The 14,096-nt window shown below is 69.3% G+C and carries 14 protein-coding genes and 1 pseudogene; 6 read left to right on the top strand and 9 right to left on the bottom strand.

Annotated elements, in window-relative coordinates; translation table 11 throughout:
• The first annotated feature begins 26 nt into the window (after nt 1-26).
• Nucleotides 27-1,433 (top strand): TIGR00374 family protein, encoded by a 1,407-nt coding sequence (locus ADL15_RS24075; protein ID WP_067695477.1) that lies wholly within the window; start codon nt 27-29, stop codon nt 1,431-1,433.
• 134 nt (nt 1,434-1,567) lie between these two features.
• Here the strand turns inward: ADL15_RS24075 and ADL15_RS24070 are convergent, their stop codons facing one another.
• Nucleotides 1,568-2,185, bottom strand: coding sequence for a DUF4240 domain-containing protein (locus ADL15_RS24070; RefSeq protein ID WP_067695472.1), 618 nt, complete (start codon nt 2,183-2,185; stop codon nt 1,568-1,570).
• 40 nt (nt 2,186-2,225) lie between these two features.
• Nucleotides 2,226-3,356 carry a helix-turn-helix transcriptional regulator gene (locus tag ADL15_RS51705; protein WP_083971670.1) on the bottom strand — a complete coding sequence of 377 codons (1,131 nt, stop codon included), beginning with the start codon at nt 3,354-3,356 and terminating at the stop codon, nt 2,226-2,228.
• 62 nt (nt 3,357-3,418) lie between these two features.
• Between ADL15_RS51705 and ADL15_RS24060 the strand changes: the two genes are divergently transcribed.
• Nucleotides 3,419-3,793, top strand: a complete 375-nt coding sequence (locus tag ADL15_RS24060) for a VOC family protein (protein ID WP_067695469.1) — start codon at nt 3,419-3,421, stop codon at nt 3,791-3,793.
• A 406-nt stretch (nt 3,794-4,199) separates the two neighbouring features.
• Here the strand turns inward: ADL15_RS24060 and ADL15_RS24055 are convergent, their stop codons facing one another.
• The 3 genes from ADL15_RS24055 to ADL15_RS24045 form a co-directional block, all read right to left on the bottom strand.
• Nucleotides 4,200-4,931 carry a DUF7873 family protein gene (locus ADL15_RS24055; RefSeq protein WP_067695466.1) on the bottom strand — a complete coding sequence of 244 codons (732 nt, stop codon included), beginning with the start codon at nt 4,929-4,931 and terminating at the stop codon, nt 4,200-4,202.
• 61 nt (nt 4,932-4,992) lie between these two features.
• Nucleotides 4,993-5,667 carry a Clp protease N-terminal domain-containing protein gene (locus tag ADL15_RS24050; RefSeq protein WP_067695463.1) on the bottom strand — a complete coding sequence of 225 codons (675 nt, stop codon included), beginning with the start codon at nt 5,665-5,667 and terminating at the stop codon, nt 4,993-4,995.
• A gap of 65 nt (nt 5,668-5,732) precedes the next feature.
• A complete protein-coding gene (locus ADL15_RS24045; protein WP_067695460.1) occupies nt 5,733-6,557 on the bottom strand; it encodes an alpha/beta fold hydrolase in 825 nt (274 codons plus the stop codon).
• Between the two features lie 133 nt (nt 6,558-6,690).
• Between ADL15_RS24045 and ADL15_RS24040 the strand changes: the two genes are divergently transcribed.
• Both ADL15_RS24040 and ADL15_RS24035 read left to right on the top strand, forming a co-directional pair.
• Nucleotides 6,691-7,692: a zinc-binding dehydrogenase gene (locus ADL15_RS24040; protein WP_083971669.1), complete on the top strand. Its 1,002-nt coding sequence runs from the start codon at nt 6,691-6,693 to the stop codon at nt 7,690-7,692.
• Between the two features lie 31 nt (nt 7,693-7,723).
• Complete coding sequence (locus ADL15_RS24035; RefSeq protein WP_067695454.1) at nt 7,724-8,218, top strand: hypothetical protein; 495 nt, start codon at nt 7,724-7,726, stop codon at nt 8,216-8,218.
• 3 nt (nt 8,219-8,221) lie between these two features.
• On the opposite strand, the gene ADL15_RS24030 is transcribed toward ADL15_RS24035, so the two are convergent.
• On the bottom strand, nt 8,222-9,406 hold the full coding sequence (locus tag ADL15_RS24030; protein WP_067695451.1) for a serine hydrolase domain-containing protein: 1,185 nt from the start codon (nt 9,404-9,406) through the stop codon (nt 8,222-8,224).
• Nucleotides 9,407-9,679: 273 nt separating this feature from the next.
• On the opposite strand from ADL15_RS24030, the gene ADL15_RS24025 reads away from it, so the two are divergent.
• On the top strand, nt 9,680-10,489 hold the full coding sequence (locus ADL15_RS24025) for a GNAT family N-acetyltransferase (protein WP_067695448.1): 810 nt from the start codon (nt 9,680-9,682) through the stop codon (nt 10,487-10,489).
• 76 nt (nt 10,490-10,565) lie between these two features.
• Here the strand turns inward: ADL15_RS24025 and ADL15_RS24020 are convergent, their stop codons facing one another.
• Together ADL15_RS24020 and ADL15_RS24015 are read right to left on the bottom strand one after the other, a co-directional pair.
• Nucleotides 10,566-11,534: an Lrp/AsnC family transcriptional regulator gene (locus tag ADL15_RS24020; RefSeq protein ID WP_067695445.1), complete on the bottom strand. Its 969-nt coding sequence runs from the start codon at nt 11,532-11,534 to the stop codon at nt 10,566-10,568.
• A 123-nt stretch (nt 11,535-11,657) separates the two neighbouring features.
• Complete coding sequence (locus ADL15_RS24015) at nt 11,658-13,142, bottom strand: MFS transporter (RefSeq protein ID WP_269748372.1); 1,485 nt, start codon at nt 13,140-13,142, stop codon at nt 11,658-11,660.
• Nucleotides 13,143-13,373: 231 nt separating this feature from the next.
• Here ADL15_RS24015 and ADL15_RS51700 point away from each other — a divergent pair, with 231 nt between their 5' ends.
• A complete protein-coding gene (locus ADL15_RS51700; RefSeq protein ID WP_083971666.1) occupies nt 13,374-13,826 on the top strand; it encodes a transposase in 453 nt (150 codons plus the stop codon).
• A gap of 159 nt (nt 13,827-13,985) precedes the next feature.
• Here ADL15_RS51700 and ADL15_RS53190 read toward each other — a convergent pair.
• Nucleotides 13,986-14,096, bottom strand: a pseudogene (locus tag ADL15_RS53190) (IS5/IS1182 family transposase); the annotation flags it as partial.

Raw genomic sequence — 14,096 nt, 5'->3', positions numbered from 1 at the left:
TGCAAGTTTGGGTGAAACTAGCTGCTGTGAAAACCCTGAGCACCGCGACCAGGCACTGGCTGTCACGGTCCGCCGTGCTGACGATCGCCGCGGCCGCCGTCGTGCTCACGCTCCGCGGTCGACTTCCGGCTCCCGGTGCGATTTGGACCATTCTTCGTACGGCGGACGCGCGCTGGGCGGCGTCCGCTCTGCTGGCCCAGGTGCTCTCCCAGGCGGCGTTCGCGTGGCAGCAACGCCGCCTGCTGCGCTCGGCCGGTGTGACCGTTTCCGCCCGCGATGCCCTGGCGATCACCTACAGCCGCTCGGCGATCAGCATGGCGCTGCCCGCCGGCTCGGCGATGTCGGCCGCCTTCGCCGTCCAGCAGTACCGGCGTCGCGGCGCCACCGGTACCACCGCGGCGACGGTCACCCTGCTGTCCCTGCTCGCGTCGTTCACCGGCCTGCTCACGGTGTGCGCGGTCGCGTTCGGCCCGTCCGCGGTCGTGACCTGGTGGGGTTCCGCTTCGTATGAGGCGTTCGCGGCCGCGGGCGTCCTGCTCGCCGCGCTGCTGATCGCGGTCCGCGCCCGCCCGCACATCGCCCCGGACGGCGCTCAGCCGCACCGAGCGCCCGGCCGCGCCCGGCCGGCGACCGTTGTCGCCCAGCGGCAGCGAACTGTTAGGCCCCGGCCGGCGACCGCTTTCACCCAGACAAGCCGAGCGGCCGGCGTCGATCGATCCCGCCCGGTCTCCGAGTTCGACCAGTCACTGCGGGCGGCAGGCCTCGCCCACGGCATCAAGCCGTCACACTCCGTCGACGCGGGTGCCCCGGCGAGGCCCGGCGCTGATGGCACTGCTGCGGGGCGGCCGATGAGGCGCGGGGTGCTTGCGGGGCGGACTGCTGGCGGTGGCTGGGTTGAAGCGGTCCGGCGGTGGGTGGATCGTGGGGCTGCAGCCGTGCGCGGGATTTCTGGGTGGCCGATCGTGGGCCGGATCCGGAAGGAAGCGGCGGCGGCCCTGATCGCGGCCCGGTCGATCCGTCCCCGCGACGCGGCCGCGGCCATCCTCTGGTCCGCGTTGAACTGGGCCGCTGACGCGTTCTGCCTGATCGCCGCGGCTCACGCGGTCGCGCTGCCGGTGAGCTGGCAGGCGATCGGGGCGGCCTACCTGATCGCGCAGGTGGTGCGGCAGATTCCGCTGAGCCCCGGCGGGCTCGGCTTCGTCGAGGCCAGCCTGGTCACCGCGCTGAGCCTGGGCGCCGCCCCGGCCACCGCGACCGCCGCGGTGCTGGTCTACCGCCTGCTGTCCTTCTGGCTGATCCTGCCCATCGGCCTGATCACGTATCTCGGGTTGCGCCGCGCCCCGGCCCGCCCGATGGACGACCTCCCCGAAGCGCCGCCGCTGCGGGTGCCGTCCCCTCCTCACCGCGAACGCGAACTCACGGCCGCCCACTGACCCACCTCTCGCCCGCCGGCCTGTCTAGCGGCTATGCGGCTATGCGGCTCGATCTTGGAGAGTTGCGGTTGATATGTGGGCGCAAGTCTCCAAGATCGCGGTGGGTTGAGGGGTGGCGCCGCCAGGGCAGGTGGTTAGGGCTCCGGGTGGTTCGTGGCGGCGTTCTTGGCGGCTGAGAACAGTGCGGTCAAGCGCGGGAGGCGTACCGGTATCAAGGCGGCGTCCTCCTGGCTGCCGAAGCGTCCTGACCACGGTTCATCTGTGCCCGATGAGTGCTCCTCGTCGTCCTCGGGGAGGGTGTCGAGGTCGTCCCAAAAGTCATCGTCGTCGCCGGCCTGACGGCCATAAGCAGTCGACGCGGCGTTGTCGATCGACTCGGCCGACAGAAGATACTTGTCCGCTCGGCCTGCGGCGATGGCCTGCACCAGAGGAATGTCCGCGAGTGCGTCGCCGTCAGCGACGACCTTCTCGAAGCTCGTCTGGCCCAGACCGATCAGGCCAGCCTTGAAATACGAGAAGCTGTCGTCGGACAGGTAGTCCTGGATCACGTAGGCGGCTGCGCACAACTCCCACCGATCGGCGCGGCTCTCGACACGTTCGAAACACAGGTGGAACTCGAGGATCCGGTCGAGCGGGAGTGCGATGAGCCGTTCGACCAGGGCCTCGGCGATCGCGGAGGGGAGCGGCCATTCGGGTCCGGCGGCGTCGGCTCGGGCCTGCTCGACAAGGGGCCAGAACTCGTCCGTCTGCACACCAGGAGTCTGGCATGCCGAGATCAGCCGGTTGGCCCACTCAGGTTGAAGGGCTGCGGGCCGAGGCGGTCAGGCGGGTGGCGAGGGCGGTGATCAGGGTGCGCAGTTCGGCGGGATGGTCGACGACGAAGGGGTGGTCGAGCGACGCGAGGACGCCGGGGATCCAGGTCAGGCTCGCGGCCCGGATGTCGACGTGCAGCCAGGGGCCGGCGGACTCGTGGATGGTGGCGACGGTGGCGGGTAGGCGGGTGCGGATCTGGGCGGCGGTGGCTTGGATGCGCAGGCGCACGTCGTAGCGGTAGTTCGCGGTGGCGAAGCCGGTGACCAGGCGCTCGGCCGGATCGAAATCGGCCGGCGGCTCGAAAGAGCCGGGCATCGCGCGGACCTGCCCGATGCGGTCCAGGCGAAGTGTTCGTTCCTCGCCGAACGCCGGGTCGAGGCCGATCACATACCAGCGCCCGGAGTGGACGACGAGCCCATATGGATGCAGCGTCCGCTCACGAAGAAAGCCGGAAGAACCCGGAGAGCCGGGGGAGTCCGGCGAACCGAGCGTGGCGGGCGTGCCGGGGGAGTTGGGCGTGCCGGGCGTGCCGGGAGAGCCGGAAAAACCCAGCGTGCCGGAAAAATCGGGCATGCGGGGAGAATCGGGTGAGGAGTGGGCGCCGGGAGCGCCGGGAGCGCCGGGAGCGGCGGCGGCCGGGGTGGCGTAGGTGAGGCGGATGGGCTGGTGGGTGCGGATGGCGGCGGCCAACGGCAGCAGGATTGCGGCGTCCGGTGGGGGAGCGGTCGGGGCGGTGGTCGCGGCCGTGGCAAGGACCGCGTCGAGGCGGAGCTGGAGCGGAGCGGGCAGGACCCGGCGCAGCTTGGCCGCCGCGGTCTCGCCGGCCGGGCCGGTGCCGCTGGTCAGGCCGGACAGGCTCAGCAGGACGGCCAGGGCCTCGTCCTCGGCGAGCATCAGCGGGGGCAGCCGGTGACCCCGGGCCACCCGGTACCCGCCGTAGCGGCCACGGACCGACTCGACCGGGACGTCCAGGTCGATCAGGTGCTGGACGTAGCGACGCACGGTGCGCTGGTCGACGCCGAGCCGGTCGGACAGGTCGGCCAGGGTGCGGACGCCACCGGACTGGAGCAGTTCCAGCAGGGTGAGCACGCGGGCGGTCGGGCGGGTCATCGGCTCACCGTAAATCTGATACTGGGCGGAATCTGTCCAGTATCAGTTCTAACGTCTCCGGCATGAACCTCGTTTCGATCCGCGCCATCACCGACGACACCGCCCGCCTCATCGCGTTCTACGAGCAGGTGACCGGGATCAAGGCGAACCAGATCACCCCGGAGTTCGCGGAGATCACCACCGGCGCCGCGACGCTCGCGATCGCCAGCACCAGGACAGTGCCGGAATCGGTCAAGGCGGACGAAAAGATCGTGGAATTCCTGGTGGATGACGTGGACGCCGTGCACGAGCGGCTCGACGCCGCGGTGCTGCTGCCGCCGACCACGATGCCGTGGGGCAACCGGTCCATGCTGCTGCGCGACCCGAGCGGAACCCTGGTCAACCTGTTCACCCCGGTCGCGCCGGCCGCGATCGCCAAGTTCGCGCGATTCCAATAAGCACCAGGAATTGGTGAAGCCCGGGGATATGGCCAATCCCCGGGCCTCCGTTTACCACTGAATTGCACACACCAGCACGTTTAACAGCCGGGATCATTCATAATGACATACGGGTTTTGCCGTTAAACTACCGCCGCTCGACAGCGCGGCGGGCCGGACTTGAACCGGCATCCGCTGTCTCCGTCCCGACTCGGTTGATCTGGTGATCAGTGGTGAATGCTGACGTTGGAGCGAGAATCTGAGTCTCACACCGGCTGCCTCTGCCCGTTGGGCTACCCCCGCGCGTGGTGCGGGGGGTGGGACTCGAACCCACACTGTCACCGGTCAATTCAGTTTCAGCCTCAGCTGTCAGCTTCACGCCGGATTCCCGGCGCCACCCCGCGCTCCCACGGGGAGATCATGAAGGTCACCCGAACAGGTAACCGAAGACGGCCGCGCCGACCCGCTGGTCGGTGACCTCGCTGTTGTTCGCCTCCTCGCGGGCGAACTTGACCGCGGTCTGCAGCGCCAGGACCCGCTCGAGGATCTCGTTGACCCGCCGGGCCGGCAGCGCACCGGAGAACTTCAGGGTCGTCCAGTACCCGACCGTGACGTCCTCGTAGTACACCTCGACCTGGGCCGGGTGCTTCTCGGTGGCCTCGGCCTTGACGTGGTTGCGCGGCACCTTCTTGGTCCGGTTGGTACGCACCGGCTCGGTCCGCCAGCTGTCGGTGGAGTCGTCGCGCACCCAGGTCTCGGACGCGTCCAGCACCGGCAGCTTCTTGACGAACGTGTGCAGGTCGACCAGCTGCTTCTCGAGGAACAGCAGATAGGTCACCGGCACCTGGGCGGCGATGGTGCGCCCGTCGACCACCACGTCGGCGCGGGCCACGCAGTTCGTCCAGTCCTTCGTCGCGGTCACGTCGAAGAGCCGGGTCAGCGTCACGCCGACGTCTCGCAGCACGTCCTCGGCCTTGATCTGCACCCGGGTGGACTCGGCGGGCAGCTGCTCGCCCTCCTCGTCCTTCGGCTGGTACGTCCGGGAGATGCCGGCGAGCGGGCCGGTCTTCTGCACGGCGTGGTGCGCCTCGCTGAGATCAGCGAACGCCTTGCTCTTGACGCCCTTCTCCACGGCGATGATCTGGTTCAGCTTCGGCACGGTGGTCCCCTTTCCGCCGCGAACCGTAGCAGCACCAGGCCACCATTTCCGACCCATTATTTCAACGACCAGGATCGACTCCATGCGTACGCAATAAGCGGTGCAGACGCCGCACCTCGGCCCGCAGCAGTTCCGCCTCCCGGACCACCCGGACCGTGTCCACCCAGCCGGACCATTCGCTCACCAGGTCACGGCGCCGGGCGAGCAACTCGTCGTCGGGCGCCTCGTGGTGCCGGGCGAGCACGCCGAGCTCGTCGTCCAGCGCCCGCAGCGCCGGCGGGACCGTCACGGCGTGGTGGCCGAAAGCCGGCGGTGGCCCGTAGACCGCGGAGCGGAACACCTGATAGGTGCCCTCGCGCAGCCGGTCGGGGGTGGCACCGGCCTCGTCGAGCAGCCCGTCGCCCTCGACCGCGACCCCGATCAGCAGGTGCTCGGTGCTCAGGTACCGGATCTCCTCGAGGTCCATCTCGAACCGCGCCGCCTCGAGCACCCGCGGCACGTCGGAGGTGCCGGGCAGCTCACCGGCGAGCACCTCGCCGACCCGGTGCCGCAGCCGGTCGACCGGCACGTCCAGCGTGGCCAGCACGGTGCGCGGCCCGTCCGCTTCGAGCAGCGCGTACAGATAGTGCTCGGAGCGCACACACCGGTGACCGCGGGTGACCGCCTCCCGTTCGGCGCGGGCGACGACCGTCAGCGCGTCAGCGGTCCATTCCGAATGCGGCGTGTATGCGGGCATCCGGACTGTTTAGCACGCCCGCGGCGGGCACGACACGCGGCTCCACGCCGTACCGGAAAAGGGTTTTAATGCAGGAACCCGGACAGGCGGGCGGCGATGAGGGCGGGGGCGTTCAGGTCGGGCGCGTTGTGGTCCAGGTCGTCGATCATCTCCAGGCGGGCGTCCGGGATGATCTGCGACAAGAGCGGGAGTACGCCGGTGAGATAAGCCGGGGTGCGGCCCCCGCCGAGCAGCAGGGTCGGGCAGGTGACCGCGGCGTAGCGGCTCCCGTCGGAGTCCAGCCGGACGACCTCGCCGATCTCCCGCGGCGTGGTCGCCATCATCGCCCTGGTGTCGGCGCCGTCCGAGCCGTGCAGCAGCAGGAACGCCAGCGCGTGGAAGACCGGCGCCGGGGCGTCGCCGACCGGGGCGAGCCGGGTCCGCCGCAGGAACAGCGTCATCGCCGCGTGGTGCCGGCCCCGCTCGACGAGCCGGGTGAAATCGGGCAGCCAGCCGGCGGTGAACGACCCGCCGAGGCTGACGCCGGGCTCGTAGACCGCGAGCCCTGCCGGGGGCTGACGCAGCGCGGCGTGCAGCGCGACCAGGCCGCCGTAACTGTGCCCGAACAGCCATTTCGCGCCGGTCGCCGCCAATACCGCCAGGACGTCGCCGGCCTCGCTCTCGACGCTGTAGTCCGGTCCCTGCGGTCCGGACGCGCCCCGGCCCCGCCGATCGATCACGGTCACCCGGTAGCGGTCCGCCAGCGCGACGGCCAGCTCCCGGTAATGGTGGGCGCGCCGGTTGTTGCCGGGCACCACGACCAGCCCGGGCCCGGCGCCGACCTCGAGAAACGTCACGGCCGTCCCGTCCGGCGCGGTGGTGCGCCCGGCCTGCCAGTTCGCGTTCGTCATCGCCGCAGCGTGCCGGGGCGCCCTGCCATCCGGCTGGCACGGTGCTGGCACGCGGGCGCTATACCCGGTTTTGCCGCGTCATTCGTGGTACGCATGTGATCAAGCGATGTCGAGGCTTGAGGAGAGTCGCAGCATGCTGGCTGGCCGTCTGAACGTGTCCACCGGGAAGTTCGCCGTCGAGGAGGTGGACGAGCCGCACGCCGGGCGCGGGCAGGTCCGGATCGCGGTGCGCGCAGCCGGGGTGTGCCTCTCCGACGTGCACCTGATCCAGGGCATCCTCAAACCGCTGTACCTGCAAGGGGACACGGTCACTCTCGGACACGAGACCGCCGGGGTGATCGACGAGGTCGGCGAGGGTGTGCACGGGCTGACCGTGGGGGAGCGGGTGCTGCTGCAGGCCGGCGAGATCCGTGGCGGGTCGGTGCTGACCCGCGGCGTGGACTACGACGGGGGCTGGGCGCAGCACGCCGTCGCGACCGCCGGCACCGTCGTCCCGATTCCGGACACGCTCTCGTTCGAGCAGGCCTGCTTCATCCCGGACGCGGTCTCCACGCCGTGGGCGGCGATCACCGCGACCGCCGGGGTGCAACCGGCCCGGGCGGTCGGCGTCTGGGGCGTCGGCGGGCTCGGCGCGCACGCCGTCCAGCTGCTGCGGATGATCGGTGCGGCCCCGATCGTGGCGATCGACCCGCTGCCCTCGGCGCGGGAACGGGCCCTGCAGTTCGGCGCCGACCTGGCCCTGGACCCGGAGGACCCGGAGTTCGCGAGCCTGGTCGGCGAGGCCACCGGCGGGACCGGTCTGGCGTACGCGTTCGACTTCGCCGGGGTCGCCGGGGTGCGGGTGCAGGCCGCCCGGTCCCTGGCCCGGTGGGGCAAGCTGATCCTGGTCGGGCTCACCGACCAGCCGCTGACCGTCCCGGACGGCACCCGGTTCAGTTTCCTCGAGCAGCAGATCCGCGGGCACTACGGCTCCGGACCGGAACACGTCCTGGAGCTGTTGTCGCTGGTCGCGCTGCACCGGGTGGAGTTCTCCGGCTCGGTGAGCGGCACCCTGCCGCTGGCGCAGGCGGCCGAGGCGGTCCGGCAGCTCGACGCGAAGGAGAACAACCCGATCCGGTTGATTCTCATGCCGTGACCTGCGGGCGCGGATAGGCGACCATGGAACGGTGAGCAAAACCAGGTCGATCGGCTGTTATGGCGGGCCGCCACCGGATCTGCCGGATCCGGGGCGGGAGATCTGGGCGTACGACGGCGCCCTGTCGATCCTGCTCGCCCAGCTGCTCCGCGACGTCGAGGGCATCCCGCCGGAACACCGCCCGGACTGGTGGGTGTCCGGGGTGGAGGAACTGCGCCGGCAGGCGATGGTCAGTGACCTGTTCTTCGACGTCTCCCTCGACCTGGACGCCGAGGGGCGCGAGGAACTGGCCGAGCTGTTCGAGGAGAGCGCGGCGCGGCTGCTCGAACGGCCGCCGCGCACCCCCGGGCAGTCCGACGACTGGCACCTGATCTTCCGCGGGGACCACGCGTACGAGCCGGGGCCGGTGGCTGAGCTGGGCCGGGCGCTCGCCCAGCTGCTGCGCGGGGCGCTGCCCGGTCCACCGCCCGGCACCCTGTGGTTGTACGGAGCGCCGGGCGGCCGGACCACGATCAGTCCACGGTGACGGTCACGCCGCCGGGACGCGGAAACCCGGTGCCAGGAGCAGGCCGGTCGGCGCGGCGGCCCTGGCGACCGGCGCGGTGGCGCCGAACGCGATCAGCAGCAGGTCGATCAGGGCGGCGCTGAAATCGCCGAGCCACGGGTTGACCGACACGGTCGCCTGAGTGGCGGCGTCCGCGGTGGTGAACGAGTAGGTGAGATACCCGAAGATGCCGCCGGTGTGCCCCCACAAGGTCGGGCCGCCGGGCAGCGGCTGCTGGTAGATGCCGAGGCCGTAGTTCAGCTCGCCCACCGGATTCGCCAGCATCTCGGCCAGTTGCGCCCGGCGCAGCAGCCGCCCGCCGAGCAGCGACCGGTAGAACAGGTTCAGATCCGCCGTGCTGGAGACGATCTCGCCGGCCGAGTAGGCCATCGACGGGTTGAGGTCGGTGAAGTCCAGCGGCACGACCACGCCGTTCTGCTCGATCGGCTCGTACCCGTGCGCGTGCGGCCCGTCGATCGTGGTGTCCGTGCCGGGCACCTCGGTGCTGTGCAGGCGCAGCGGCCGCAGGATCCGCCGGCCGACTTCTCTTCCGTACGCATGCCCGGTCACCCGGCGCACGATCATCCCGAGCAGCACGTAGTTGGTGTTGGAGTACGACCAGGAGGTGCCCGGCTCGAACACCGGCGGCTGCCCGGCCGCGAGCGCGACCAGCTCCTCCGGCCGGAAGGTCTGGTACCGCACGCGCAGGACGTCCTCGACGCTGGTGAACAGCGCCTCGGTGTAGTCGAACACCCCGCTGGTGTGCTGCATCAGCTGCCGGACCGTGATCTGCGCGCCGTTCGGCAGCGCGCCCGGCAGCCACCGTTCGAGGGTGTCCTCGAGGCTCAGCCGCCGTTCACCGACCAGCTGCAGGATCACGGTGGCCACGAAGGTCTTGGTGATGCTGCCGACCCGGAACTGCCCGGTGACCACCGGCCGGGCCGGCCGCCCCAGCTGCGCCACCCCGCTGGACGAGCGCCAGCTGCCGGTCGGGCTGTCCACCCGGGCCAGCGCGGCGGTCCCCCCGGTGGCGACGATCCGGTCCAGGGCGGCCTGTAACGCCTCCCGGTCCAGCCCGCCGGACGATGCTGCGGCCGGTGCGGCGGTTCCCGCGCCGGCAACGAACGCGGCGGCCGCGGATCCGGCCAGGACAGTGCGACGACTGGGCATGATGCGTCTCCCCCCGAGCGACGTTGACGCAGCCGACGCTGCCACCGCCAGTGACGACAGTCAATGCCCCGGGTCCCTGGTGCGACCCCTACGGGCGGTCCCGGTGGCAGGCGCCCGGCCAGGTGAGGTACCAGCGTTCGTGGTGAGGGAGACGAGATGCGCCGACAGTCCGGAGCGGTGGACGGCTCGGTCGTGTCGGTTATCTGCCTCAGGAAGACGCCACTTCATGGTTTCTCTGTTGCACGTGCTCGGCCAGAAGTGATCGCATGGGGCATGGTTGATGTCGCCGCACTGCTGGCCGCCTACGACACGCAGATGCGGATGCCGACCGGCGCCGTCCCGACCGGCGTCACCCACGAGTACGACGGACCGGTGCTCCGGATCGTCGGCGGGCACGTGGGACGGCTCCGGGCGCCGCGCGACGTCGGCGTCACCGGCGCCGCACTGGACCGGTTGATCGCCCGGCAGCGGGACTACTTCCAGGCCCGTGGTCAGGGCGTCGAGTGGAAGGTGCGGGCGCACGACCTGCCCGCGGAGCTGCCCGAGCGGCTGGTCGCGGCGGGTTTCGTGGCCGAGCCGTCGTCGGCGGTGCTGATCGGCGTCGCCGACGAGGTGGCCGCCGACCCGGTCCTGCCCGGCGGCGTGACGCTGCGGGCGGTCAGCGCACCCGGCGACCTGCGCCGCATCGCCGACCTGGAGACCGAGGTGCTGGGCGTCGACCTGTCCTGGGTGGCGGAGGACCTGCACTCGCAGGTCTCAGCCGATCCCGGCCAGATCACCGTCCTGGTGGCCGAGGCCGGCGGCCGGGTCGTCTGCTCTGCCTGGGTGATCTACAACCCGGGCACCGAGTTCGTGGCGCTGCTCGGCGGCGTGACCCTGGAAGAGTGGCGGGGCCGGGGGATCTACCGGGCGCTGCTCGCCGCCCGGGCGCGGGAGGCGGCCGCCCGCGGCTTCCGGCTGCTGCACGTCGACGCGTCCCCGGCCAGCGCCCCGATCCTGCGCCGCTGCGGCTTCCACGACATCACCACGTCGACGCACTACCAATGGACACCACTACCGCGGGTCGAGGGGTCGCAGGCTTGAATCCCGTCAGCCCGCGATCTGGACCTGCTTCAGCCGCGCCGCCCATCTGAAGCCTGTGGCCGGCGCGTGAACCCGCTCAGGCTGCCAAGATGGCTCCGTTGCGTTTGATCGTGCGGTTGACCGGTGCGGTCTCTACGTTGTGCACCTCGTCCAGGCTGGCGATTCGTTCTGTCAGGTAGCGGTACAGGTCGCGGGAGTCCCGGCAGATGACGGCAGCGACGAGGTTGGTAGGACCGGTGGTGACCGCGGCGAACGACACCTCCGGATGGCTGGAGAGCTCGGTTGCCACGGACACCAGTCCGGAGGGGCGGACGGACATCCAGAGTCGTGCCTCGACCTGATAGCCGAGCACCGTGGACGGGATGTCCAGCTCGTAGGAGAGGACACCAAGGCGCTCCAGCTGCTCGATGCGTCGCTTCACGCGCGACTCGGACCAGCCGGTCGTGTCGGAGAGCGCCTTGTGGCTGGCTCGTCCGTCGCGGCCCAACTGATCCAGCAGTTGTTCGTCCTCGGCGGTCAGGGTTACCGGCGTCTCGACATCAACGACGATGTCGGGGCGAAGCCGTTCGGATTGTTCGTTGCTGAGGTAACGCAAGCCGGCCCAGCCTCGGGGGCTCGCGAATCCCTGCAGCATCGAGTGGGCCGTCACGGAGGTGACCCGGGCGGTACGGGAAAGCTTTTGCAGTAGCAGCCCGTCTTGTTCCCCGTCGGTGGCTGCCTGTACGACGCAGGAGATCTCGGTGCCACCGGACATCACGTGGACCCAGAAGGTGTCCGTTCGGGCGGCCAGGGCCCGGGCGATCGCCGCGGCGGCATCGGGTGTGCATCGTAGGCGTACCGTCCAGGCGATCTGGCCCAGTCGTGTACCGACGACGGCGCCTACGACTCGTACGAGCCCGGCGGACCGTAGGCGCCGGTAGCGGCGCGCGATGGTGTTCTCGGAGACGTCCAGCACGTCAGCTACTCGAGCGAACGGCACTCGGCCGTCGATCTGGAGGGCGTGAATCAAACCTCGATCTACGGGGTCAAGCTTGACGTCATCCATCAGATCAGCTTATCGGGTGACGGATTCCGTCGAATTCCCCGCAGAGATTGATATTCCCCAGCGGTCGGCCACTCGGACAGCCGGTCGCCGCGTCGGTCGTGCCTGGGTATCCGCGCTGCGGTCTCACGCCTCGGCTGGGTGACCCGTGGCCGGGGCAGGCCTCTGATCCGGTACCGGCTCCTTGGCCCCGCGAACCCACAACACCGTGAAGAGACACGCAAGTCCGCTCAGCACCGCCGTGGACAGGAACACCAGACCCAACGCATGAGCTCCGGCATCCGGCAATGCCGGTAGATCGGGTGCCCCACCGGATGCCACCGCCGCCGCTGTGGCGCGTGGGTCGGCGGTGTCGCCCTGCAGCCGGTTGGAGATCGATGAGAGGAACACCACGCCGAGCGCGGCCACCCCGAGCGCCTGGCCGAACTGCCGGAACGTGGCCATTGCACCGGACGCCATACCGCTGCGCTCCTTGGGCACTGAGGCCAGGACCGCGGCGTTCGTACCGGGACCCCCGATACCGATGCCGAGCCCGATCGCTACCAGGCCGGGTGCCAGCGTCCACGCAGTCGCCGAAGCGTGCAGCATGAGGAATTCCAAGCCACACCCGATGGTATTGAAGAGCAGGCCCAGGCCGATGGTGACCCGCGGCGGCACCCGGTGCAGCCGTTTGCCGATCAGCGATGAGGCCAAGAACGAGGTGACCGCCATCGGGACAAGCGCGATGCCTGCGCCCAACGGCGACAGGCGCAACACACCCTGTAGCCAGATGGAGGTGTAAACCAGGCAGGCGAACGCCACCGCAGAGCTCACGACACCGAACATGACGGTGGCAAAGGACGCGTTGGCAAACAGCCGGATGTCGAGCATCGGATTCTGCTGCGCCCGCTCCAGCAGGGCGAAGACCACCAGTGCCGCCGCGGCGATGCCGAAAAACACCAGTGTCGTGGTCCCTGTCCAGCCGTGCTCGCCGGCCGTGATTAGTCCGTAGATCAGCGATCCGGCGAAGACCGCGAAAGTCACGATGCCCGCAATGTCGACGCGGGCCCGCTGTTCACGGGGGGATTCGGGGACGAACATAGCTGCTAGCACCAGCGCCACGATGCTGATCGGCGCGTTGATGTAGAAGATTGCCCGCCAGCTCAGGTACTGGGTGAGCACACCACCGAGGATCGGCCCGGCGGCTGCCGCCATCCCCAGTACCGCGCTCCAGTAGCCGATCGCGACGCCACGGTCCTTACCTTCGTAACTGCTGCCGAGCAGAGCGAGGGTGGTACCGATCATCGCCGCGCCGCCCACTCCCTGTACCCCGCGCGCCGCGATGAGTACTGCGGCATTGCCGGCCAGCCCGCAGGTCAGGGAGGCGAGCGCGAAGAGCAGCAGCGAGATGATGAAGATGCGGCGCTTGCCGTAGAGGTCACCCAGCGATCCCGCGCTGAGCGTGACGATGCCGAGTGCCAGCGTGTAGATGTTGAGCACCCATTGCATGTCGGACAGCGGCGCATCGAGAGAACGGGCCATGTCCGGCAGCGCGACGGTCACCACGGTGGTGTCCACGATCAACATGAAAGATCCTAGACAGACCACCACTAAAGGCCACCATTTGTGCATGACTCTTATTCCTTCCGTCTGAGGTGGCTCCAGCATCGGCAGGGGCTTTGACGGGGTCCAGCCAGAGGCATAGTCGCAGCGAATTCCGTCACGTGATCAACGCAGAACGCAGTTATCCGGCACTCACGCCGCGCTGGCCGGTGGCCCGACCGGATTCTCAGCGTTTCTCGTGCAGGAAGCCGCACGATACGGCGGACATGGACCTGCTGAGCCGCTCCGAACCTTCCGGACATGTGCCCATGTGAAATCGGGGGTGGACCGAAAAGGGATCCCTTGCCGCGTGCGAAGAAAACTCCTCCCCGTGAGTACCGGGAAGAAGCTGTCAAACTGGTGATCGAGACATCGCGTCTGATCGTTCAAGTAGCCAAGGAACTCGGCATCCAGGAAGGGACTCGCGGGAGCTGGGTGGCGCGATATCGGCGTGAGCAGGTCAGCGATGAACCGGGGCTGACCGTGACCGAGCGTGCCCGGATCCGGCAATTGGAACGCGAAACGCGAGACCTGCGGATGGAGAACGAATTCCTGAAAAGCAGCCGCGTACTTCACCAAGGATCATCGGTGAGCGACACGCCCGAATTAATCGATGCCGAGGGCGCTGACAAAACATCACTACGCAATGATGGCGTGCGCAAATATTATTGCGATATGTGGCTGGCTGCGGGTTTATCGTTCCGGATTCTATGAGTGGCGGGGACACCCGGAATCTGCCACTGCCGCCGTGATCCGCGCCCCTCAATCGGAGGACAAGGCCGAGATTTACCGGCAGCTCAACCTCAAAATGGTCTACGAGCCGGAAAAGAAAATGGTGTGCGCCTCAGTAGATCTTGGCGCACTGAGCCTTTTTCATCCTGCGTGGCGGTTGGCTTCGACGTGGTGCAGAACGAGGATGGCCTGCACGATCGCGGTGGCGCGGCGAGGGCAACAGCGCAGCTTGACCAGTAGTTTCCAGGTCTT

Origin of the sequence: Actinoplanes awajinensis subsp. mycoplanecinus, assembly GCF_001509495.1 — a bacterium.
GTDB classification, from domain to species: domain Bacteria; phylum Actinomycetota; class Actinomycetes; order Mycobacteriales; family Micromonosporaceae; genus Actinoplanes; species Actinoplanes palleronii.
The sequence above is the reverse complement of the archived record's forward strand: the minus strand, read 5'-3'. Positions and strand labels throughout refer to the sequence as shown.